At 50.8% G+C, this 22,284-nt stretch carries 19 protein-coding genes and 1 tRNA gene; 13 read left to right on the top strand and 7 right to left on the bottom strand.

Going from position 1 to position 22,284, the window contains the following annotated elements:
* Positions 1 to 13 precede the first annotated feature (13 nt).
* Both D5366_RS01940 and D5366_RS01935 read left to right on the top strand, forming a co-directional pair.
* On the top strand, positions 14 to 418 hold the full coding sequence (locus tag D5366_RS01940) for an MliC family protein (protein WP_205839597.1): 405 nt from the start codon (positions 14 to 16) through the stop codon (positions 416 to 418).
* A gap of 38 nt (positions 419 to 456) precedes the next feature.
* The gene (locus tag D5366_RS01935; protein WP_141492064.1) at positions 457 to 1,122 is read left to right on the top strand and encodes an HAD family hydrolase; all 666 of its coding nucleotides are present in this window, start codon (positions 457 to 459) and stop codon (positions 1,120 to 1,122) included.
* 14 nt (positions 1,123 to 1,136) lie between these two features.
* Here the strand turns inward: D5366_RS01935 and D5366_RS01930 are convergent, their stop codons facing one another.
* Entirely contained in the window at positions 1,137 to 2,255 is a 1,119-nt protein-coding gene (locus tag D5366_RS01930; protein ID WP_141492063.1) for a LacI family DNA-binding transcriptional regulator, read from the bottom strand.
* Between the two features lie 161 nt (positions 2,256 to 2,416).
* Between D5366_RS01930 and D5366_RS01925 the strand changes: the two genes are divergently transcribed.
* From D5366_RS01925 to D5366_RS01910, 4 genes are all read left to right on the top strand, one after another.
* Positions 2,417 to 3,343, top strand: coding sequence for an MBL fold metallo-hydrolase (locus tag D5366_RS01925; RefSeq protein ID WP_240775291.1), 927 nt, complete (start codon positions 2,417 to 2,419; stop codon positions 3,341 to 3,343).
* 147 nt (positions 3,344 to 3,490) lie between these two features.
* Positions 3,491 to 5,083: a Hint domain-containing protein gene (locus tag D5366_RS01920; RefSeq protein WP_141492061.1), complete on the top strand. Its 1,593-nt coding sequence runs from the start codon at positions 3,491 to 3,493 to the stop codon at positions 5,081 to 5,083.
* A 77-nt stretch (positions 5,084 to 5,160) separates the two neighbouring features.
* Positions 5,161 to 6,852 carry a glycoside hydrolase family 68 protein gene (locus D5366_RS01915; RefSeq protein ID WP_373317506.1) on the top strand — a complete coding sequence of 564 codons (1,692 nt, stop codon included), beginning with the start codon at positions 5,161 to 5,163 and terminating at the stop codon, positions 6,850 to 6,852.
* A gap of 152 nt (positions 6,853 to 7,004) precedes the next feature.
* Entirely contained in the window at positions 7,005 to 9,257 is a 2,253-nt protein-coding gene (locus D5366_RS01910) for a TonB-dependent receptor (protein WP_170211027.1), read from the top strand.
* Between the two features lie 35 nt (positions 9,258 to 9,292).
* Here the strand turns inward: D5366_RS01910 and D5366_RS01905 are convergent, their stop codons facing one another.
* Entirely contained in the window at positions 9,293 to 10,747 is a 1,455-nt protein-coding gene (locus tag D5366_RS01905; protein WP_141492060.1) for a SulP family inorganic anion transporter, read from the bottom strand.
* Positions 10,748 to 11,011: 264 nt separating this feature from the next.
* Between D5366_RS01905 and D5366_RS01900 the strand changes: the two genes are divergently transcribed.
* Positions 11,012 to 11,087, top strand: a tRNA-His gene (locus tag D5366_RS01900).
* A gap of 186 nt (positions 11,088 to 11,273) precedes the next feature.
* Here the strand turns inward: D5366_RS01900 and D5366_RS01895 are convergent.
* From D5366_RS01895 to minC, 5 genes are all read right to left on the bottom strand, one after another.
* Positions 11,274 to 13,703, bottom strand: a complete 2,430-nt coding sequence (locus tag D5366_RS01895) for a TonB-dependent receptor plug domain-containing protein (RefSeq protein WP_141493753.1) — start codon at positions 13,701 to 13,703, stop codon at positions 11,274 to 11,276.
* Positions 13,704 to 14,034: 331 nt separating this feature from the next.
* Entirely contained in the window at positions 14,035 to 14,388 is a 354-nt protein-coding gene (locus tag D5366_RS01890; RefSeq protein WP_141492059.1) for a YidB family protein, read from the bottom strand.
* 40 nt (positions 14,389 to 14,428) lie between these two features.
* Positions 14,429 to 14,710 (bottom strand): cell division topological specificity factor MinE, encoded by a 282-nt coding sequence (minE, locus tag D5366_RS01885; RefSeq protein ID WP_141492058.1) that lies wholly within the window; start codon positions 14,708 to 14,710, stop codon positions 14,429 to 14,431.
* Positions 14,707 to 15,522 carry a septum site-determining protein MinD gene (gene minD / locus D5366_RS01880; protein ID WP_141492057.1) on the bottom strand — a complete coding sequence of 272 codons (816 nt, stop codon included), beginning with the start codon at positions 15,520 to 15,522 and terminating at the stop codon, positions 14,707 to 14,709. Before minD ends, minE begins: the two co-directional genes overlap by 4 nt.
* 121 nt (positions 15,523 to 15,643) lie before the next feature.
* Positions 15,644 to 16,384 (bottom strand): septum site-determining protein MinC, encoded by a 741-nt coding sequence (gene minC, locus D5366_RS01875; protein ID WP_141492056.1) that lies wholly within the window; start codon positions 16,382 to 16,384, stop codon positions 15,644 to 15,646.
* A 127-nt stretch (positions 16,385 to 16,511) separates the two neighbouring features.
* Between minC and fzlA the strand changes: the two genes are divergently transcribed.
* From fzlA to D5366_RS01845, 6 genes are all read left to right on the top strand, one after another.
* Entirely contained in the window at positions 16,512 to 17,180 is a 669-nt protein-coding gene (fzlA, locus tag D5366_RS01870) for an FtsZ-binding protein FzlA (RefSeq protein ID WP_141492055.1), read from the top strand.
* A 68-nt stretch (positions 17,181 to 17,248) separates the two neighbouring features.
* Positions 17,249 to 18,415 carry a BaiN/RdsA family NAD(P)/FAD-dependent oxidoreductase gene (locus D5366_RS01865; protein WP_141493752.1) on the top strand — a complete coding sequence of 389 codons (1,167 nt, stop codon included), beginning with the start codon at positions 17,249 to 17,251 and terminating at the stop codon, positions 18,413 to 18,415.
* Positions 18,416 to 18,492: 77 nt separating this feature from the next.
* Positions 18,493 to 18,738: a hypothetical protein gene (locus D5366_RS01860; protein ID WP_141492054.1), complete on the top strand. Its 246-nt coding sequence runs from the start codon at positions 18,493 to 18,495 to the stop codon at positions 18,736 to 18,738.
* A gap of 61 nt (positions 18,739 to 18,799) precedes the next feature.
* Positions 18,800 to 20,005 carry a DNA recombination protein RmuC gene (locus D5366_RS01855; RefSeq protein WP_141492053.1) on the top strand — a complete coding sequence of 402 codons (1,206 nt, stop codon included), beginning with the start codon at positions 18,800 to 18,802 and terminating at the stop codon, positions 20,003 to 20,005.
* A 54-nt stretch (positions 20,006 to 20,059) separates the two neighbouring features.
* Positions 20,060 to 20,782: a response regulator transcription factor gene (locus tag D5366_RS01850; RefSeq protein WP_240775289.1), complete on the top strand. Its 723-nt coding sequence runs from the start codon at positions 20,060 to 20,062 to the stop codon at positions 20,780 to 20,782.
* Positions 20,769 to 22,187: a sensor histidine kinase gene (locus tag D5366_RS01845; protein WP_141492051.1), complete on the top strand. Its 1,419-nt coding sequence runs from the start codon at positions 20,769 to 20,771 to the stop codon at positions 22,185 to 22,187. The genes D5366_RS01850 and D5366_RS01845 overlap by 14 nt, the downstream gene beginning before the upstream one ends.
* Positions 22,188 to 22,284: the final 97 nt, after the last annotated feature.

The following is a 22,284-nucleotide window of genomic DNA, read 5'->3' as shown; positions in this document are numbered from 1 at the left end:
AAAGGAACACGTCATGAAGCTTTCTGGTTATTTTTCTCTGTGTACGCTTTTGGCTATGGGATTGTTTGGTACGGATGCTGAGGCCGCTGCGGGGCGTGTTTTACAAATTCCGTTATCGTTTAGCGTCGGAAAAAATCAGCCGCTGCAGACGTCGCGCTATAAATGCGATGCACAGCCTGCGAGCCTCAGAAAGCTTCTGCCCAAAGGCGTGTTCGGTGTGAATTACATCAATGCGGGGGACATTAGCCTTGCGGGCGTTGTAGTTGAAAATAACACCCAAGTTTTTACGAACGTGATTTCTGCCAGCGGTGCCAGGTATGTGGCTTCTCATTACGAGTGGTGGGAAGAGCACGGCGAGGTTAGTTTCTCCGATGTCGAAAATCCCAAAACGTCATTGAAGTGCAAAGAAATCCAATAAATCGTTCCATTTGACAGCCAAGGTACGAGTCAAATCTTATGAAAAATACAATCTTTCTTCTGGACTATGACGGTACTTTGGCTGAGACGCGGCCTGCAATTTTGTCCTGCTTGGCTTTGGCATTTGAGGCGGTAGGTCAACGCGTGCCTTCTGAAAAGGAATTAAAAGACCAGTTAGCCCGGGGCGGTACGTTAGCGACGCTTTTTGCCGCCTTTGTTCCGGGGAGTTCGGTCGATGAAGAGCGTGCGTTTGAAGCTGCTTACCGTGCGCGCTACCTGACAGAAGACAAAGAAAAAACAGTTCTTTTTGCGGGGGTCATACCTGTCTTGGAAGCGTTGAAAGCCAAGAAGGTTGAAATGACTGTGTTGAGCAATAAGCACGGTCCAACAGTTTTAGCGAGCATAGAAAGATTTGGCTTAGGGCATTTCTTTAACGGCGTTGTTGGTTCGGAGGCAGGGCAGCCGGTCAAACCAGATACAAGAGTCATGACAGAGCGCGTTAGGCTGATTTATCCGCATGCTGCGCTTGAGCAGTTTGTCATGGTGGGAGACACGACCGCCGATTTAAAATTCGCTCAGAATGTTGGGATGGCATCTTGCTGGGCTAGATATGGACACGGCGCAGCTGAGGCGTGCTTGGAGCAAAAGCCTTCCTACATCATGGATGATGTGAGCGGTCTGCTCGACATTCCTGTTGAATTCTGAGTGGTGAGGCCCTTCTATTTTGGGGCTGGACCCGTCGAAGCCCGCGTTACAACCTGAGTGTCTAGAATGACATTCTGTCGTGCTTCTTTGAGCAGCAAAAGGCGCGCGGCTTCTATTCCTTTTTGGATGTGAGGCTGGCGTATGGTGCTGAGGCCTGATGTTTCAGCGGCGGGGATATCGTCAAAGCCAAAAACTGAAATATCTTCAGGGATACGTAATTTAGCATCACGGACGGCTTGCATGGCACCGATCGCGACACGGTCACTCATTGCGAGAATGGCTGTTGGTCGTTCGGGGGCTGCTAAAAGCTGCCTCGCACCTTCCGCGCCGGCTTCCTCCGAGTTGACGGAAATCTCCCAGCATGGGACCCGGTCAGGGTCGATGCCTGCGGCCTGTAATGTTGAGCGGTACCCCTCAAGTCGCATAGCAATGGTGCTGTGCGCTATATTGGCGCGGCGCTGAGGTGTCAGCGGGCCGGAATAGTCATCATGGGCTGTTTTCAGAGAAAGAATGCCAAAGCGCCTATGCCCTAAATCGAGCAAATTTTGAGCTGCTTGTCCTGCGGCAGCACAGTCATCAATCCCTACGAATGAGACATTGTCCAGCCGTGGTTGATCAATGACAATAAGGGGGACATTTTGCTGTTGGGCCATGATAGCACAGCGGTTATCCGGCGCCATGGAATACAAGATATAGCCATCAACTGCGGCATGGCCGAGTGAAACGGGGGCCTCCCGGTCCCTCAAATTGTCACCCGTTGAGATGAGGGCCAGATCGGATGCGCGGCGTGTGCAACTCTCTGCTACGCCTTGCAAAACAGAAACGATGGCGGGGTCTGTGAACGCATAGGGAAGCTCTTCGCTGAAGAGAAAACCAATTGCGCCAGCGCGGCCAGTTGCAAGCTGTTTAGCTGCTGGATCTGGGCCGGTGTAGCCGAGTTCCAAAGCTACGCTAAAGATACGCTCACGGAGCGCCGCGGAAAGCTGGTTTGGGCGGATATAGGCATTAGAAACGGTGGTGTGAGAGACGCCCAGGCGGGCCGCAACATCCTTCAATGTTACTTTGCGCCGTGATTGTACGCGGCCTTGAGTAATAAGAGCACGAGAAGCAAGTTTGGGGCCGGGCGATTTCATATTTTACTCAATATCATATTCGGTATAAGGCGCAATTCTGCTTCTTACGTTATCCGCTTTCACTCCCTATTTATAATCAGATAATTTTGTCTTTTTTGAGTGAGCGCAAATTTAGGGCGAGGCTTTTAAGTAGAGTTCTCGGGAAATAAGGGATGAACATCGTGACCGATACTGCCATCAAAAGCGCGACGGATAGCATCAATCAGGTTTTGTCCGGGGCGTTGCACACTCCGGTTGTTAAGGCCTTTTTTGACGCAGCAACCAATACGTTCAGTTATGTGGTGCATTGCCCGGTCACCCGCTCTGCGGCCATTATTGATTCCGTATTGGACTATGACGCTGCCGCCGGGCGCACGACTTATACTTCAGCACAGCACATTATTGATTATGTTCGGGCTGCTGGGTTGGAAGTCCAGTGGCAGCTTGAGACGCACGTCCACGCAGATCATTTATCAGCAGCGCCTTGGTTGCAGGAAAAGTTGGGAGGGCGTTTAGGTATTGGGGCTGAGATTATTCGCGTTCAAAACGTTTTTGGTAAAATCTTTAACGCAGGCTCCTGTTTTGCTCGTGATGGCTCGCAGTTCGATGTTTTGTTTCGTGACGGGCAGCAACTTGAGCTTGGAACGCTCTCAATAACGGCGTTGCATCTCCCGGGGCATACACCAGCAGATATGGCTTACGTTATTGGGGATGCTGTTTTCGTTGGCGATACGATATTTATGCCTGATTTCGGAACGGCCCGCGCTGATTTTCCGGGTGGTGACGCGCGGCAGCTTTTCCGTTCAATACAGCGACTACTAACCTTGCCGCCTGATACTACGCTTTATCTTTGCCATGATTACAAGGCGCCGGGACGCGATGAGTTTTGCGGTAAGACAACGGTACGAGATGAACGAGATGGCAATATCCACGTTCAGGAAGGTGTAAGCGAAGAGAGCTTCGTTAAAATGCGCACTGAGCGCGATGCATCGCTGAGTATGCCAAAATTACTAATGCCTTCTGTTCAGGTGAACATGCGCGGAGGTCATTTGCCAGAACCAGAGAGTGATGGTGTTAGTTATATAAAAATACCCATTAACAAGGTATAGATATGTATTGATACGCTATGATGTTTTTTAATAAATATTGACGGTAATATTAAGTTTGTCCCAATAATTTATTTATTGAATCGATGTTGTAATCAAAAAGATTACAACATAGAGAATATTTAAAGCTTTATATTTGGGATTAATTATATGTTAACCATTAACTCAAGCCAGGATATTTCGGCGACTGACGGAATTGTGTGGGATTTGACTGTTGAGGGGAACGGGACGTCAAATCCAGTTGACGTTAACTTTATCCCCTCTGCGGATAGTTCTGCATCGCCCGCCATTAATGTTAATAATTTAACAATAAATGGTGGGGCGGTCGTTGATATATCGAAAAATGTTGGAAATATCGCGATAGGGACCATTAATTTAAATGGTGGAACATTAATAATAGATCAGTCTATTATGGAAAATAATGAAAACTTAGTAATAAACGTAGGGTCATCTGGGGGTGAAATTCTATTTTCGCCGACGAGTAATTTGAACGACACAATACCGTTAAACTTTACTTCCGGTTCGCCGGGAAATTTGGTTATGGGTTTTGTTGGTGCAAAGAGCGTGACGCTTCAATATGACCCCAGTCTCGATAGTACTGTGCTCGCGGCGGATGACGGACGGTATGTAGCAGTTAACGCTAACCCGTATAATCTTCCTGAAGACGGAGGTACGCAGGTCTTTGATAATGCTTCAGCAGATGGTGTGGTCTTGGCGTGTTTCTTGGCTGGCGCGCTCATAGCAACGCCCAAGGGAGAGAAAACTGTTGAGAGTATCAAGCTCGGGGACGAAATTTTGGCCCTTGTTGAGGGTGAATGGGTATCCAGGCGCGTCGTGCGCATAAAAGAGCGTGTTGGATCAGCACAAAACGGCGTGCCGGATGATCTGAGTGGTTATCCCGTGTGTATTTTGGAGGGTGCATTTGGTCCTGCGCTCCCAAGCCAAGATTTATTCGTTACAGCTGAGCATTGTTTCTTGCTGGATGGAAAATTTGTTCCCATTCGTATGTTGGTAAATGGGACTTCAGTTAAATACGAAAATATCGAAACTTATAAATACTATCACATAGAAACAGAAGAGCATTCAATAATAAGTGCGAACGGGCTCAAGACCGAAAGTTATTTAAACACTGAATCCAGAGTTTCATATTATAATGCTGAAGATAATATAATAAAGCTTAAAATTCAGGTAAATAGCTGGGCGTGTAATGCTGCGGCTCCTCTCGATACCACTAGAAATTTTGTCGAGCCTTTATATCGGGCGATACAGGACCGGTCGAAGCAGGCGCGCTATGAAAAACAAAGCTTGCTGAGTAAAGAAGCAGGTTTCGCCAGCGCTATGTGGTTAGAGGTTGAAGGCGGAGAGAAAATCCACGCCACAAGGCGTAACGACACTCATTCGGTTTTTTTGGTCCCGCAGGGGATTAGCCGGGTTTATTTGTGTTCTGAGGCTGCGCGCCCTTGTGATGTGGTAGGGCCTTATGTTGATGACCGGCGCAGCTTGGGGGCGTTTGTGCGTTCCTTGCATATCTTTAACGAATACTCAGCAAAGAGAAAAGAATTCCATCCCTCCGATATTGATGCGGATGGCTGGCTCGAGCGCGAAAGCACAGCGGGGCGTTGGACGAACGGACGGGCTGCTGTCGATTTCGGCTGTGAAGTGGCGCGTTCGCCTTATGTATTGAGTGTGGATGCGACATTCCTTGGCGAGGTTTTGGTCAAACCGGAATCAGCAGCAGCTTAAATATTAGACACGTAATAATTGTTAATTTGTCAGGAGTGGAAGCTGTGATCTTACGCAAATCTTTCTTACCAACACTGATGATGGGGTTGGCTGTTTCACCGCTTTTGTTTGCCAGTGCGCATGCTGCGGCAACGGGCATTATAAAAGACCCCAACCCGCCACAAATTCCGGGTGTTATGCCCAATAAAGACATGCCGCAGCATATTCCGGTCGAGAGTGGTTTTCCCCAGCCTACTCTGCATACTGGTGTCGCGCATGATGTCTACGAAAACTACACCTCCATATGGACACGCGCCGACGCCAAACAAATTAAAGCAATCTCAAACCCAAAAGTGGCTGTAGGTCAGAACTCTTTGCCGGCATCTTTAACCATGCCAGCGATCCCAACAGACTTTCCCGTTACCAACGACCAGGTTTGGATATGGGATACTTGGCCTCTGACTGATGCCGCAGGAAATCAATATAGTTATAACGGCTGGGAGGTGATTTTTTGCCTGACATTCTCCAGAAACACGGGGTTGGGTTTTGACGAGAGGCATACACACGCAAAGATTGGCTATTTTTACAGGCGGGCGGGTGTTGCCGCTAGCCAAAGACCAGCAAATGGCGGCTGGATTTACGGCGGCTTAGTATTCCCGGAAGGGGCAAGCGCAGCTGTGTTCGCAGGGCAAGATTACACCCAGAACGCTCAGTGGTCTGGTTCTATGCGTATGTTTAAGGCGAATAGTAACCAGATTTCAGCGTTTTATACCGATATGGCGTTTGATGTTTCGGACGGGCTTTACAACACGCCAATACCTAAGGGGTCGAATATTAAACCCCCTCAAGCGATTATCACTAAGGCTGACGGGCAAATCCATTCGGATAATACCCACGTTTGGTTCACGGGCTTTGACAAGCATGTCCCACTCTTGAAGCCTGACGGCGTTTATTATCAGACGGGCGAACAGAACCAGTATTTCTCATTCCGCGATCCGTACACATTTACCGACCCGGCACATCCGGGGCAGACGTTCATGGTTTTCGCGGGAAATTCTTCGGGTGTGCGGGGTGAGACGCCTTGTGACGCGAGCGATTTGGGGTACCGTCCGGGTGATAAATACGCAGAAACAGTTGATGAGGTGAATGGGTCTGGCGCTATTTTCCAACGCGCTAATATCGGTTTGGCAGTTGCAACTAAGGCTGATCTTTCGGAGTGGAAATTTCTACCACCTCTGATTTCCGCCAATTGCGTGAATGACCAGTTGGAACGTCCTCAAATGTCGATCCAAGGTGGCATTTATTATTTGATGACCATTAGTCACAGAACCACATTTGCTGCGGGCATGGATGGGCCTGATGGAGAATATGCCTATGTTGGGCAAGGCATTCGGAGCGATTTTATCCCGCTAAACTCAGGCAGCGGACTCCTCATGGCTAATCCGACGGATTTAAATACTGCGGCTGGGGCTGATTACGACCCCAACCCTGAGCAGAATCCAAATGCGTTTCAATCATACTCCCATTACTACATGCCTAATGGTCTGGTGACGTCGTTTATTGATGCTATCGGCACGAAGAGGGGCGGGTCGTTCGCTCCCACAATTCAAATTAAGCTCCACGGTGTTTGGTCAGAACTGAACACGGCTTACGGCACAAATGGTTTGGGTCCGTATGGTGATTTGCCACCCAACCGCTTTATTCTGGATCGGCAGGCTGCAGCTCAGGATGCCGTATACAGCCGGACAGTTGCAGGAAGCACGGTTTCCGCCAGTATTTTGAAACAGTAAGTCTACAACATCAAAGCTCTTGGAAGCCGTCTGTGATGTTTTTGTCGCAGGCGGCTTTTTAATGGGCTAGGGGGTATCGGGGGTGCTTGCGGTGTTATGATATAACATACATAAGTAACAAAGAATGTATTTTTCCCTCAAGGGGCTCCATAGTGTTTAAGTTACGTTTTAACCGCGTCCTGCTCTCGCTGTGCTCAACGACAGCTTTGTGCTCTGCTGTTTATGCACAAGACTTACCGGATCAGAATGAAGGGGCAGCGCGAACAAACTTCGGCAAAGTTGATAATCAGAAAAATGTTTCGGTGTCGGTTCGTAGCCGCACCGGAGAAGACAATATTGTTGTCAATGCTCACCTTGAACAAGCTCGCGCGGCGCTGCAGCCAGCAACCGGGGCCACGACCTATCGTTTCTCACGGCAAAATATTGAAGCCAACCCCGGTGGAGATAATGCTCCCCTGACATCTCTCTTGATCCAAGCTCCAGGCGTTGCACTGGATAGTTATGGGCAGATCCACGTCCGTGGGGATCATAACGAGGTTCAGTTTCGCCTTGATGGTGTTGCTCTGCCTGAGGGTACGAGCGTATTTGGTCAGGCTTTGATGACGCGTTTTGCCCATGACTTGTCGCTGACAACAGGCGCGTTGCCTAGTGAATACGGGTTTTTGCAGGCAGGTGTCATTGATATCACGACGAAGAATGGCTTCGCGGATGCTGGTGGCAATATTTCCATGTATGGCGGCGCGCGTGATTATTTCCAGCCTTCTGTGCAGTATGGTGGCCATGCAGGAAAATGGGATTGGTTCGCTACAGCAGATTTTGTTCATAATCGCGTAGGCATTGAAAATCCTGAGCCGACGTTTAATGCGTTGCATGATCTTACTAATCAATATCACTTTCTCGGCCATGCTCGGTACACGTTGGATGCCGATACGCGGATAAGCCTGACAGCCGGTGTATCAAATGCAGAGTATCAGCTGCCGAATAATCCCGGGCAACAGCGGCAATTCGCTGATCCAAGCTTTCTGAACAGTTCTTTGTCGCAAAAAGTTTATGGCAGCGTAGACAGCGCGGCGCTGAATGAACATCAAAAAGAAATTACAGATTTTGGCATTTTGTCGCTTCAAAAAGAACTTGGGCGGCTAAGTGTTCAAAGCTCTATCGTCACGCGGTATAGCTCGTTACGTTACACCCCCGATCCATTAGGCGACTTGGTGTATAACGGCATTGCACAAAATGCCGCACGGGGCGTTTTTTCAACGGGTAACCAAACGGATGCCACCTGGCGTGTAGCTCCTAAACATACCATAAGATTTGGTTATCAGTTTTACGTTGAGCGCAACACATCGAAAACAGATTCAAGTGTTTACCCGCAAAGCGGTGAAGACGCGGACGGGAATCCGGTTTATTCAGATACACCGATCAATATCCACTCAGGTACTGGGCGTACGGGCTGGATGTATGGGCTTTATGCGCAAGATGAATGGCGCGTACTGCACAATTTGACGATTAATTACGGCTTGCGTTTCGACGGTGTCGATGAATACACGCATGCAAAGCAGGTTAGCCCCCGTCTGAACATCGTGTATCAGCCTTGGAAAGGCGCCGCACTGCACGCTGGCTATTCCCGCTATTTCACTCCACCACCATTTGAATTGGTCGGTGGCAGTTCGCTCCTGCCATTTGCAAATACCTCTGCTGCGCCGGGCACGTTCTTAAACGATACGCCGCGCGCTGAGCGGGACCACTATTTCGATGCAGGAATTTCTCAGACGTTGCTTCCCGGCTGGCACGCGTCGTTTGATGCCTATGTAAAGCTTGCGAAAAATATGATCGATGAAGGGCAGTTCGGTTCGCCGGTTTTACTATCCGTCTTTAATTACCGGCGTGGTCAAGTGCATGGCTATGAATTCACGACGGATTATACGCACGGCCCATTTAGTGTTTATGGCAATTTTTCATGGTCGCGCGCTATGGGGAAAGACATCGTTTCGGCTCAATGGAACTTCTCGCCTGACGATCTCGCTTACATCCAAAATCGTTGGATACATTTGGACCACGATCAGCGCTGGACCGCCTCTGCCGGAGGAAGTTACACAGCGTTTAATCACTCCATGCATCCGCTGAGAATGTCAGCCTCTATGGTTTATGGAAGTGGTTTGCGGGCTGATGGAGCCGTGCCGAATGGGGCATCGGTTCCACAATATGCAACGTTTAATCTGTCGTTTGTTCAATCGTTTGAAAATTTGTTCCACAGTCGTTTTTTCAAAACAACGCAGCTGCGTTTGGATGTGACCAACTTGTTCGACAGAACATATCTGTTGCGTGATGGCTCTGGCATTGGCGTCGGTGCGCCACAATACGGTCTGCGTCGTACAATCCTGACAGGGATTGAACAGCGTTTCTGATAAAAAAGGGGCGGTAACGCCCCTTTTTTTTACTCTTAAAGTGCGAGTAAATTATGTTCGGACTGAGAGGCGATAATACCATGCCGCTCTTTGTTGAGGCCGATTACTTGCACGCTGTAGCCGTGGCTCTCAAGTTTGCTGATAGCGCCTTCGAGTACCTGAACAGAGGTAATGTCCCAGAAATGAGCATCTGATAGGTCAAGCACAACGTTTTGGGCGGGGCTATGGTACTCCAATGCTTCAGAGAGGCCGCTTGCAGAGGCAAAGAACATTTGCCCATGAACGGTATAAGTGTCGGTTGTTGAGGTGCTTGTTTTCTTTACAGACAGCATGGAGGCAGCCCGCCATGCAAAGAAAACGCCGTAGAGCAATACGCCTGCAACGACGCCAGCAGCGAGGTCGTGTGTGAGCACCACGACGGCAACAGTAACGAGCATGGTCAAGCTGGATAATTTGGGATGACGTAAAAGATCACCGAGGCTCCCCCACGCGAAAGTGCTGGCGGAAACCATGATCATAATTGCTACAAGCGCCGCCATGGGGACTTGTGCAACCCATGGGTGCAAAAGAACCATGAGGATGAGCAAGAATGCGCCTGCGGTGAAGGTGGAAAGTCGCCCGCGGCCACCATAGCGCAGATTGCCTACGGTTTGGCCAATCATGCCGCAGCCAGCGATCCCTCCGAAAGCTCCAACGAGAATATTAGAGATGCCAAGCCCGGTGCATTCAGCGCGCTGGTTCCCGTGTGTGTCTGTCTCCTCGTCGACTACGGTGGCAGTCATCATGGATTCAAGGAGGCCGACTGCGGCCATTGCTAAAGCGTAAGGGAATATGATGCTGAGATTATCCCACGTCAGAGCAACATGCGGCCATGTCAGGTGCGGGAGGCCTGTTGGCAAGTCGCCCAGATCATGGACAGTTCGCACAGGCATTGGATGCACCATCGTGATCGCCGTGAGGAGTATGATGCAGATAAGGGGCGAGGGGATGGCGGTAGAGATTTTTGGCGCCAGATAAATGACGATCAGGCCCAAGCCAATCAGAAGGTAAGTTGCGGTACCGGCTCCGAGTATTTGCGGTATTTGTGCCGAGAAGATGAGAATAGCGAGCGCATTTACAAATCCCGTACGTACCTCAGCCGGAACGAAGCGCATGACGGATTCAAAGCGCAGCACTCCAAAGATGATTTGCAGCGCGCCCGCCAGCAATGTCGCCACGAGCATCATATCTACGCCATGCCGGTGAACCAGCGGGGCCGCGACGAGAGCAACGGAGCCTGCCGCTCCGGAGATCATGCCCGGCCGTCCCCCAAATAGTGCGATCGATACAGATATAACAAAAGAGGCAAAGAGAGAGACCGCAGGTGAAACCCCGGCAATATATGAAAAGGCAATGACTTCTGGGATCAAGGCGAAGGTACCGACCATTCCAGCCAGCACTTCGCGCAATGGGTTTTGGGCCCATTGTTGTCTGTATAGAGCAAAATTCATGTAGAGTGTTCCTGTTGGATTAAAGCGAGAGTTCAGCCTTAGGGGGTGGGTTAAAAGGGTGCGACGTATATCGGGCCCGGCGCGGCAATTCTGGTTTGAGTGTAACGCGGGATGGAATAGGAATGAAGTCTTGTTTGAAAGGCTCGTTCTTTACGCCTGACCAAGTGGTGGCGTTTGAAAATAAAATTGCGGTTTGTGCTAAAAAACTGCGGAAGGGGGGTAGACGAACCCCCTGAGATTTCTTATACACCCTCTCGCTGTGTGGCGGATGTAGCTCAGTCGGTAGAGCGCCGGTTTGTGGTACCGGTTGTCGCGGGTTCGATCCCCGTCATTCGCCCCAGCAAACTCACCAAAATATAGTATCTTGTTTTTGCAAAAGCGCAGCAGCCCCCCATTGCTGTGTGTAAGTTTTTCGGCTGGCCAGAGGCTTAAGAAGTTTTCGCCTTATGCCTGCATAAAAAACGCGCCAGATGTGGCGCGTTTCTTTTTTGCTTAATGTTTGGATGTTTTGCTTTGAGCCCGTTTTTTAAAAACGAGCCGAAACATCAAGATAATAATAGCCGCCTGTAATGCCGAGTTGGTTCGTGCTCATGTAATATTGAGGCGCACCCAAGTAGCGGTTGATGCTTGGTACTTTCGATGGATACGCTGCGAAAATGTTGTTTCCACCGATCGTCGCGCTCCAATTAGGGTTAATATTGAAGGTAACTGAGGCATTCGTGGTCCATTTAGGTACGTTTTGGAACTCGCGATAAACATTCGTTTGCCCTACAAGCGGCCCCGAATAGTACGTTAATTGCGAAGTCGTTTGACCGTACCGGATTTCGTGCAGTGAGACGTTCCAACGGTTTTGTGGAGAGTGCCAAGTTCCGCCAAAAATGATTTTGGAGCGTGGATAAGCTGTGGTGATGTAAGCGATATATTGTGCGTTTAGCAGCGGGTCACCATTTGACGCCGTTGATTGGTGACGAAGGCGTGTGCGGTTGAGATTTAGCGCCGCGTCCCAATCTACTTGGCCATATTTGCCTAATGCGGTGTTGTAGGTTGCGGTTAAGTCCAAGCCTTGCGTACGTGTTGTTGCAACATTGGCAAACCAATGTGTTGAAAGCTGGCTTGCGGGCCAATTTTTTGCATCGGCTGAAATTGGAAAATTATCCGCTACAAGCGCATTATAGGCGTTGATGCCGTAGACGTTTCCGCCGGGCTGGATCCGGTCCCGCAAGTCGATTTGGTATGCGTCAACTGTCACATGGAGTTTGTGAATAGGTTCCGCAATAATGCCGCCCTCAGCGCTGGTGGAGTATTCCGGCGTAAGGGCGGATGCGCCGTTACTAAGCGCACCGGGTGAATTGACGGCGATAAGACCGCGTGCAGCTGTCGGCGACACTGCCAGCGCCGAGTAATGCTGCTGTGCTAACGTTGGGGCGTGGAAGCCTGTGCTGATATTCCCACGAATTGCGAAGCGAGGCGTGAAGTCATAGCGGGTTGCTACTTTACCTGTCTGGGCATCCCCGACATCCGTATAATGCTCTGTACGGCCGGCGAGGTCGATTTGCCATTTCTTCGTCAAATGCGTGGCGAGATCGATATAGCCCGACACAACGTCTCTGTTCCAATTCCCTGCATTGAAGGACGAGGTTCCGGGAATGCCATCCGCTCCGGTGCCAGCAGTACTGTCTGCGGAGCCAGTTCCTATTGAGTAGGATTCATAGCGGTAAGAAGCGCCGCCTGCGATATTGATGCTGTGCGGCCAGAAAGACAGATTAATTTTGCGGGATATATCGAAGCTATTGGTCCACTGGGAATCGTTGTAGCCCTGAGCGTTAATGAAGTTTGTAGGGGTGCGTCCAGAAGCAGTCAGGACTGCCGTATTGGTTGTGCTTAACGCATCAAAACGATCAAAATCCCGGCCATATACGGAGGAGAGGTCCCAGTTCCAACCGGCAAAAAAGCCTTTTACGCCAGCTGTTAGTTCAAAATCATTTTCTTCCAACGCCATGATAGGCGTGTACCCGTTAGGATACAGAGCGGCATAGGCCGGGTACGATTTGAGAGATGAGGCCAGGCGGTTATTTTGGTAAGATTCAGCATGGCGATGTGCATAGGTCGCTGAACCATAGGCTTGGACATTTTCAGTGAGGTCATAGCCGGCAGTCACAGCCACGCTTTGGCGCGTTTGCTCGGGTTGGCTCAAAATTGGATTGCTGGTTGTACCTGTACGGCTGTCCGCGGCCGATCTGTAGGCGTGGTCTTGATGGACAAAATCTCCACCAATATGGAGGTAGCCCCGATTGCCAAGATGGAAGCCGCCGTCGAGATAAACGCCTTGCTGGAAGCCGTCTCCGCCGCTGGTAATGCCGGTGTTTGAGCGGATATTCAGGCCGTGAGCCTGTTTTTTCAGGATAATATTCACGACACCTGCGATGGCGTCGGACCCATATTGAGCGGACGCGCCGTCACGGAGGACTTCAACATGGTCAATCATCGACATGGGGATCATGTCGATATCGACTGGTGTTGCTCCTTGAGTGGGGCCCGGGTCAGCGTAAATGTTTGCAGTGGTATGGCGGCGTTTGCCGTCGACTAGGACAAGTGTTTCGTTAGGATTGAGGCCGCGCAATGCAATTGTATCTGTCAGTGCACCTGCATCAAAGCCGGCTGTGGGCACTGTAAGGGATGGCAGCAGTAGGGCGAGGGCATCTCTAAGTGTGGGCTGCCCTGTATTGGCAATTTGTCGATGCGAAACAACGTCGATAGGTGAGAGTGAATCCCGCGCTTTTTTTCCAAATTCGCGTGTACCGGTAACGATAATAGCTTCGTTGCCGCCGGGAGCCTCAGCCTGTTGTGTCTTTTTGTGGACGGTGCTTGGAGGGGAGGGGTGTTTTTTTGTTTTTTCGGGGATGTTTTGGGCGTGAACGTAGGCTGTGGGAGCCAGTAATGTGCTGCTGAGCAGCATGCTGGCGATTGCAGCCCGTTTTTTGCGAGATAAGGATACAGTATAGCTCATTTCAACGCCCATTTATCGTTATTATTGTGCGATGGACATTAAGGTTGAGCGTTTATTCGTCAATGGATCATGGGGAACTTAACACAACATATAAATATGTGTGTTATAAAATCCACACTTTTAAAATGTATATTAAAGAAAGAGAATATAACAAACTATGACATTATTATCTCGAAACGGTTTAGATTTGCTTTTGAACATTGTCAAACCGCGGGGACAAAAAAGGCTGACCCTCGGTGTGAGGATCAGCCCAAACAACGTAAATTTCGGCGCTAAATATTTAAGCGTTTTCTGACTGGCCTTCGTCAGTGTGCTTATCAACGGCTGCAGGCAACAACTGGGCAAGAGCAGGCAGGATTGTTTCTGCGGGCAAGCCAGTTTTGGATACAATCGCTTGGATCTGGGTGTCGGTAAGAAGGTTGCGCAGTTCGTCTGTAGAGATAGGCAGGTTTTCGCCTGACCCGATCCAGGATTGGATTTTTTCTTCTAAGCCGGCATTGCGAGCTTGAGACAGCAGCATGTTTAGGCCTTGGCCTTTGAGCATGTCACCAATTTGGCCGCCAAACTTGTCGGCAAGCTGCCCGCCGAGAGCGCCAGCGGCTTGATTTAGAAGATTCCCGAGAAAACCACTCATTTAATATCTCCGCGTTAAGTGTCCAGACAGGTGTAAAAGCTCAGAAAACTTTCTTTAGTTTCCCGTCTTGCGGTACCTCAATGTCAATTTCGAGCATTGAAACGGAATTTCCGCGATCAACTTTGACCTGTACTTTTTCCTGATCAACAGCGACGTGGCGGCTTATAACTTCCAGAATTTCTTTGTGAAGTTGCTTGATCAGGTCAGATTCACCTTCGCCGTCTCCTCCACGTTCATGCGCAAGGAGAATTTGAAGGCGGTCTTTTGCGACCGCACTCGTTGATTTGGGGCGGCGGGTTAGTAGGCTTGTGAGAAAACTCATGCTCCCCTCCGTTTGAACAGCCATTCAAAGAGCCCGCGCTTCTCGATTGGGACAGAGACTTCCAGTTCTTCACCGGTAAGGCGGCGGGCCGCTTCTTGGTATGCGCGTGCGGGCAAACTATCGGGTGAAGCGAGCGTTACGGGCGATCCGATATTGGATGCTTTTAGAACATCTTCGCTTTCAGGAACGATGCCGACGAGCGGAATGGAAAGAATTTCCAGCACGTCTTCAACGCTTAGCATTTCTTTTCTGGCGGCACGTGCAGGGTCGTAGCGCGTTAAAAGCAGGTGTTTGTCGATTTTTTCGCCACGTTCCGCCCGTGCCGTCTTGCTGTCTAGCAAGCCGATAATGCGGTCAGAATCACGGACTGAGCTAACTTCCGGGTTTGTTACGATGACCGCTGCATCTGCATGGTACATGGCGAGTTGTGCGCCACGCTCAATGCCAGCAGGGCTGTCGCAAATAATCCAGTCGAATTTTTCGCGGAGTTCGTCAATGACCTTCGCGACACCTTCGGAGGTAAGGGCGTCTTTGTCGCGGGTTTGAGAAGCTGGCAGTATGGAGAGAGTTTCACAGCGTTTGTCACGGATCAGAGCTTGCGCTAGGCGCGCATCGCCTTGCACGACGTTGATCAGGTCAAACACAACTCGTCGTTCTGCCCCCATCACAAGGTCAAGGTTACGAAGCCCGACGTCAAAGTCGACAACGACAACATTTTGTCCGCTGCGTGCGAGGGCGGCCCCCAAAGCTGCGGTCGAAGTTGTTTTGCCGACCCCGCCTTTGCCTGAGGTGACAACCAGAACCTTGGCCATGAATACTCCAGCTTTTTCAAAACAACGATGAGGACATCGTCTCTGGGCTATAAAACGTACCGCATATACTATGAAACTTTACAGAGATACGGCAACACCGGAAAATGGCTCTTTTGAGGATTTATAGAGCGCGCAGGGTAATTTGATCGTTTATTAACAGAGCCTGTGCGGCGTTTCCAAAGGAAGATGCCTCTAATTCGTCCGCGGTTGTATAGAAGCCATCAATAGCGAGTAATTCTGCTTCCATTTTCTGAGCAAAAATACGTGCGCCTGAATGCTCCGTAATGCCTGCAATGGCTCGTCCACGTAAAGCGCCATAAACATGGATTGAACCTGCAGAGACAATTTCTGCGCCAGATGAAACTGACCCTAGAATAACAACATCCCCTTCCAGATTTTGGATCCGCTGCCCGGACCGAACGGTCTCATCGACAATCAGTGTTTTGCCTGGGAGGGGAGGAGATGCCTGGTGAGGCGCGCTATCGACTGAGGCATCAGGTAACTCCACCGGGCCGGCTGCTTTCCCTCCATCAAGGGGGGCGGGCCAATCCCATTGTGCTACGGCTGGCCAGCTTCTGTCACCGCCTTCAATGCCGACAATTCTTAAGCCTCGGGCAACTAGAGCGCTTTGGAAACCGTCCAGATCGGGTGTGTCTTCTGCGAGTAGGTCCAAATCAAGAATGATTGGCTTGCCGCTAAACAGACTGCCCGAGCGCGCGATTTGGTGGTCGAGGCCATTCAGCCAGTCTGTAAGTGGAGCCTCAGGGGAGAGTACTAACGCTAGAAAAGAGCGGCCCCGTGCGCGGATTCGGAGGGCTGGTGCGGTTTCGGTTTGCTGCGAGGAAGGCTGAGGATGAGACATCGCTTGATTGTGCACCTGATTAGCGGAGTAAAAAATTGTCGTTTCTTGACACTGCCAGATGCAGGTTATGTTTATAAGAGGGAACACAATGATTTCCTCTTAACCGGAAGTGGTCTAGTAAAGACATATGCGTACTCTGCATCACCTTCCACTGTCGCCGCAATGCCGGCTTGTTCGTCTTGCCCTGAGCGAGAAGCGTCTGCCTTTTGACCTTGCTATTGAGCGGGTATGGGAACAGCGCGAGGATTTTCTCAATCTGAATCCGGCGGGAGAAGTGCCGGTATTGGTTGAAGAGAATGGTCTTGCCATTCCGGGTGGTCGTGTCATTTGTGAGTATCTGGACGAAGCGTATCCAGATGTTCCCCTTATGGGCAGGACCTTGGCTGAGCGGGTAGAAGTGCGCCGTTTACTCGATTGGTTTGAAACACGTTTCGCGTCCGAAGTGACGCAAAACCTGTTGGGCGAGAAGGTAGATAAGCGGCTGCATGGTCGTGGGCATCCTGATGGTAATGCCTTGCGTGCGGGGTATGGCTGCCTGCGTTTCCACCTCGACTATATTAGCTGGCTTGCTGAAACGCGTTCATGGCTTGCTGGAAACACCATCAGTATTGCTGATTTTGCAGCCGCCGCGCATTTGTCGTCTCTCGACTTTATTGGGGATATCACTTGGGCCAAAGCGCCCGCGGCTAAGGAATGGTACGCGCGTGTAAAATCTCGCCCGTGCTTCCGCGGCCTCCTCTCGGACCGTATGAGTGGCATCATGCCGCCTGCTCACTACGCTAACTTGGATTTTTGATTTCTTTGGTACACCATAATTCTTCCCAGTATGATTTGGTCGTTCTGGGTGCTGGCGCTGCGGGGCTTATGGCCGCAGCCGTTGCCGGCCGTGGCGGTTTAAGAGTTCTCGTACTCGACCATAGTGTGGAACCGGGACGGAAAATTCTGATTTCAGGGGGAGGGCGTTGCAACTTCACGCACCTCGAAACGAAGCCAGAATGCTTCCTGTCAAACAACAAGCATTTTGCACGTTCTGCTTTGGCCTGCTTTACGGCAAAAGACTTTTTGGCGATGGTCGATCGGCACAGAATTGCTTGGCATGAAAAAGCGCGTGGCCAGCTCTTTTGCGACGGCTCTGCGCGCCAGATCGTGGAAATGCTCATGCAAGAGGCAGAGGCAGCCCATGTAGAGTTTGGTTTCACCGTTAAGATAGATAACGTTGAACGAGACGATACAGCGTTTCGTGTCACTACATCAGCGGGTATAGTACAGGCTCAGTCTGTTGTGTTGGCAACGGGTGGTCTTTCCATTCCTAAACTTGGTGCCAGCGATCTTTCTTTGCGCCTTGCGAAAAGCTTTGGTCTTTCAATGGTGGCGACAGAGCCCGCATTGGTGCCATTATGCTTAGAAGGCAATGACGCTGACTTGGCCGGCGTATCATTGCCGGTAATCTCTTCAGCCCAAAGCGCACATACCAGCCGGAAGGGAATTCGCTTCGAGGACGGTTTGGTTTTCACGCATAGAGGGATATCTGGGCCAGCGGTGCTGCAAATTTCATCATATTGGGATCGTGGTGCGGCAGTAACGTTCAATTTGGCACCTGGACGTAATGTTTTGGCTGATTTTCAGGCATTAAAAGTTGCGCGGCCAAGGGCAAAACCGCCTACACTACTAGAATTTCTACCTACGCGTCTGGCGCGCTCCATTGTCGAAGACTTTCCTGCCCAGGCTATGCAGACAGAATTGGCGAACGTTCCAGATCGGATTTTGAAGGCGCTTGCGGAACGTGTGGAGCAGTGGCGCGTCATACCATCAGGCACTGAAGGATACGCCAAGGCCGAAGTCATGCGCGGTGGTATCGACACCAAGCACTTGTCTTCGCAAACCATGGAAGCCCGGAAAGTGCCTGGTTTGTTTGCTGTTGGTGAAGCCGTTGACGTAACTGGCTGGCTAGGTGGGCATAATTTCCAGTGGGCTTGGTCCAGTGGCGCTGCTGCGGGGCGCGGTGCCATTGCGCGGAAGCAGGGCGCATAAAGCAACCTGGCTCTTATGCCATAAGATTGCCATGTCGGTTTGTTGGGTAGATCCATTGAACTTCACAGGAGATGGTAATGTTCCGTTCCTTAAAGCGTGTTGCAGTTGCAACGCTTATGGTTACTCCCCTGCTTGGACTTGGTGCATGCGTCGGTAATGCGGCATCAGGGCCAGTCGACCCTAGCGCGCCAGTCGCGGGCTATGGTTATAGCTGTAAGGCAGGTATCTATAGCTGTAAGCTGCCGACGAAAGTGCCTTTGGCAACGCCATGCTCGTGCCCTGGCATTGGCGCGGCAAGTTATGGAAATGTTCACCAGCCGTAAGCTGGGCATTTGCCTTCCTAGCGACTTACTCTAATGTGGCGGGCTAGAAACAGCCCGCCATATGAGTAAAGTATCCATTATGTTTTCCATGTTATTTCCATGGATTGTTACCTGCTTTTCCCTTGTCTTAATGGCGATTGTTTTTCTTCAGAGAAATGCAAAGCAGGATCTCTCGGTCCTTTTTGATCGTGAAGCCGATGAGCGGGCCCGCGATGCGGAATATCATCGCCAACATTTAGCTGAAATTGAACGCGTTTTATCCGGCCGTCTGGATACGCTCCGTTTGGATACGACTGAGCGTTTGAGTACGTTAACGCAGCGCTTGGGGCAGGATCAGGCGGAGGGCCGCCTACTGCTTTCCGAGGCGCTGCATAATATGGCTGAGGGTCAGGCGCGGCAAATAGAACGCATACGTATGGCAGTAAACGAGCAGTTGCACGGTGCGGTTGAAAAACAAATGCAAACCAGTTTCCAGCGTGTCGTGGAACAGTTTGGCTTAATGCAAAAAGCCTTGGGCGAGGTAACAACAGTCACGGCCCAGATTGGGGATTTGAAGCGTTTATTTTCAAACGTAAAAGCACGAGGCGGTTGGGGGGAAGCGCAGTGTAGAGCCTTGCTCGACGACGTTCTCCCCGCAGGCAGTTACGAGACTAATTTTCGTGTCGGTGAAGGATTGGAAAGCGTCGAATTCGCGGTGCGAATGCCTGTTAGGGGAGAGACTGCCCCCTATCTCGCGATTGACAGCAAGTTTCCGACTGAAGCGTATGAGCGTTTGTTGAACGCTGCCGAAACATCCGACCAAGCCGGTGAAAAAAGTGCGCGCCGTGAGTTGGAAGCGGTTATTAAGGCGGAAGCACGAAAAATTGCAGCGAAATACATTCGACCGCCCGTTACGGTAGAGTTCGCGGTCCTGTATTTGCCAACGGATGGATTGTATACTGAGATTGCACGGGTGCCGGGGCTTATTGATGAAATAGGCCGATTGTATCGAGTGCTAATTATGGGGCCGTCTCTCTTGCCAGCAATGCTGAGAACTGTACATTTAGGATACGTTACGCTGGCTTTAGAAGAGCGCACTGAAACAATCGCGTCTCTTTTGGGTACAACGCGGCAAGAAATGTTGCGTATGGACGAAGTGTTGGAAAAGTTGCAGCGTAATGCTGGAACGATGGGCAGTACGATTGAGGAAGCACGGCGTCGTACGCGGGTTTTAGGGCGCAAACTACGCGCTTTGGACGAAGCGGATGTCTCAGATGTTGAAGCTTAAGCCCGTTTTTAATGGGAACTCAGCGCGTTAAGGCTCATGTGGGGAGGTATGTTGATGTCTGCTGAAAGTCATGAGGCGGTACTCCGCCAGTCCGAGCCTGCGATCCGCCTGCTGCTGATCGAGGACGACGATAGTATCGCGACCGAAGTTGTCGCGGAGTTGGAAGCGCGCGGCTACGGCGTCACGCGGGCCAGTACCGGGCTTGAAGGTGTGGATGAAGCCATCTCACGCCGGTATGACCTTATGGTCGTGGACCGGATGCTGCCCGAACTGGATGGCCTGAGCGTGATTGAACGCCTGCGTCGTGAACAGATTATGACGCCGGTTCTGGTTCTGTCAGCTCTATCGGCGGTTGATGATAGGGTGAATGGCTTAAAGGCAGGTGGCGATGACTACCTAACTAAGCCTTTCGCAATGGAAGAATTGGCTGCACGACTGGAAGCGCTGTTGCGCCGCCCAACGGATAGCCGTGAGACAGTCCTGCGTGTTGGTCCGCTTGAGATGGACCTGATTGAGCGCAAGGTGTTTCGTGAGGGGCGCGAGGTTGATCTCCTCCCGCGTGAATTCCGTTTGCTTGAATACATGATGCGTCGTCCTGGCGCGGTGCTGACGCGCACCATGCTATTGGAGGATGTATGGAATTATCGTTTCGTGCCGCAAACCAATCTGGTGGATGTGCATATCGGTAAGTTGCGCCGCAAGATTGATATAGCTGGCGAAGCCCCGCTTATTCAGAGCATTCGAGGAGCCGGATTTAGCTTGCGTGTTCCAAACTGATATTTTTCGGACGGCAACGTTCCGGCTGACGCTGGCGTTTGTCGTCGCGATTATTGCGGGCGTCTCAATACAGTTCATGCTTGTCTACGGACAGATGGCGAATTACGAGCGCGCCCGCTCAACCGACTTTCTGCGCCGTGAGGCGGACATGCTGGTTCGCGAAACACCGCAGGAGCTTGAATCCGCTGTTCGCGATAGGACGAAGACCGATTTGAGGGTTATCCTCAACGGCGCAGCTTTGTTCGACCAAATGCGAAATCCTATCGTCGGGGATATCCACGCTTGGCCGGAAGGTTTGCAGGTATCGAGCGAAGCCCAGCGTTTGTGGGTGGTTCCACAAAAAGACCGTCCTTTTGAAATGCGCTTTTTGGCCGTCGAGGTTCCTGACCTGCAAGGACACCCGACCGGCCGTATTCTGGTTCTCGCGCGTTCAATGCACATGGCCGATGAGTTGCGCTACATTACCAAGCGCTCGGCTCTGATGTCGGTTGTTCCTATTGTCTTATTTGCCTTGCTTGCGGGTGTTTTCCTCAGTCACCGTGCGCTGGCCCGCGTCAAAGAAATGCGCGAGGCTATCGTGCGCATTATGGGTGGAGACTTGCAGGAACGGTTGCCGGTTGGGCGAGAACGTGACGACATTGAGCGCTTGGCGAGTGCGGTCAACCGCATGTTGGATCGGTTAGAGCATTTGCTTGATGAAATTCGCGACGTCGGAAATGACATTGCACATGATTTGAGAACACCGCTGGCACGGGTCCGTGCATCCCTAGAGCGGGTTTCCGGATCGGAAGATGTAGAGCATTTAAATGCCGTTGTGCAGCGCGCGACGCAGGATTTGGATCAGTGTTTTTCTATCATCACGGCTCTGCTGCGCATTGGTGAGTTGGAAAATGGCCGCAGGCGTGCGGGCTTTGCTGTAACAGATCTGGCCGATGTCGCGGCTGGCATTATCGATTTGTACGAGCCGATAGCAGAAACGCAAGGCATTACCTTGCGCCAAGAAGGCTTAACCTCGAAGGCATTATTGTACGGAGATGCAGATCTTTTAAGCGAAGTGCTGGCTAATCTTGTAGATAACGCAATTAAATTTACCCCCGAAGGTGGGGAGGTCGGACTGCGAGTAGACCGTAAAGACGACGAGACAATTATTGTACAGGTTACAGATACGGGGATCGGTATACCGGAGCACGAACGTGGTGCGGTAATGGGGCGGTTCTATCGCTCAGATAAAAGTCGACATATTCCCGGTAGTGGTCTTGGTTTAAGTCTGGTTTCCGCCATTTTGGATTTGCACGGGGCGACTCTAAGCATCTCGGCCAATAGAAAAGGCAATGTATTGCCGGGTTCAGTTTTTACTATGAGTTTTCAAGCAAGGACGGATGCACCAGTAGAAAATAATGCGTGAGTAACATGATTTTTACGTGAAATAGGCCATTTAGCAGAGAACTAAATTCAATTTTGCTTGTAGCGGCTGATGCATTCGATATGTCTGAAGGGGCTTA

This window comes from Neokomagataea tanensis (assembly GCF_006542335.1).
Classification (GTDB): domain Bacteria; phylum Pseudomonadota; class Alphaproteobacteria; order Acetobacterales; family Acetobacteraceae; genus Gluconobacter; species Gluconobacter tanensis.
The sequence above is the reverse complement of the archived record's forward strand: the minus strand, read 5'-3'. Positions and strand labels throughout refer to the sequence as shown.

Bases quoted from the DNA above. Each gene is read 5' to 3' on its own strand.
- D5366_RS01940 (WP_205839597.1), top strand. From the start codon at position 14: ATGAAGCTTTCTGGTTATTTTTCTCTGTGTACGCTTTTGGCTATGGGA.
- D5366_RS01935 (WP_141492064.1), top strand. From the start codon at position 457: ATGAAAAATACAATCTTTCTTCTGGACTATGACGGTACTTTGGCTGAG.
- D5366_RS01930 (WP_141492063.1), bottom strand. From the start codon at position 2,255: ATGAAATCGCCCGGCCCCAAACTTGCTTCTCGTGCTCTTATTACTCAA.
- D5366_RS01920 (WP_141492061.1), top strand. From the start codon at position 3,491: ATGTTAACCATTAACTCAAGCCAGGATATTTCGGCGACTGACGGAATT.
- D5366_RS01915 (WP_373317506.1), top strand. From the start codon at position 5,161: ATGATGGGGTTGGCTGTTTCACCGCTTTTGTTTGCCAGTGCGCATGCT.
- D5366_RS01905 (WP_141492060.1), bottom strand. From the start codon at position 10,747: ATGAATTTTGCTCTATACAGACAACAATGGGCCCAAAACCCATTGCGC.
- D5366_RS01895 (WP_141493753.1), bottom strand. From the start codon at position 13,703: ATGCTGCTCAGCAGCACATTACTGGCTCCCACAGCCTACGTTCACGCC.
- D5366_RS01890 (WP_141492059.1), bottom strand. From the start codon at position 14,388: ATGAGTGGTTTTCTCGGGAATCTTCTAAATCAAGCCGCTGGCGCTCTC.
- minE (WP_141492058.1), bottom strand. From the start codon at position 14,710: ATGAGTTTTCTCACAAGCCTACTAACCCGCCGCCCCAAATCAACGAGT.
- minD (WP_141492057.1), bottom strand. From the start codon at position 15,522: ATGGCCAAGGTTCTGGTTGTCACCTCAGGCAAAGGCGGGGTCGGCAAA.
- minC (WP_141492056.1), bottom strand. From the start codon at position 16,384: ATGTCTCATCCTCAGCCTTCCTCGCAGCAAACCGAAACCGCACCAGCC.
- fzlA (WP_141492055.1), top strand. From the start codon at position 16,512: ATGCGTACTCTGCATCACCTTCCACTGTCGCCGCAATGCCGGCTTGTT.
- D5366_RS01865 (WP_141493752.1), top strand. From the start codon at position 17,249: ATGGCCGCAGCCGTTGCCGGCCGTGGCGGTTTAAGAGTTCTCGTACTC.
- D5366_RS01860 (WP_141492054.1), top strand. From the start codon at position 18,493: ATGTTCCGTTCCTTAAAGCGTGTTGCAGTTGCAACGCTTATGGTTACT.
- D5366_RS01855 (WP_141492053.1), top strand. From the start codon at position 18,800: ATGAGTAAAGTATCCATTATGTTTTCCATGTTATTTCCATGGATTGTT.
- D5366_RS01850 (WP_240775289.1), top strand. From the start codon at position 20,060: ATGTCTGCTGAAAGTCATGAGGCGGTACTCCGCCAGTCCGAGCCTGCG.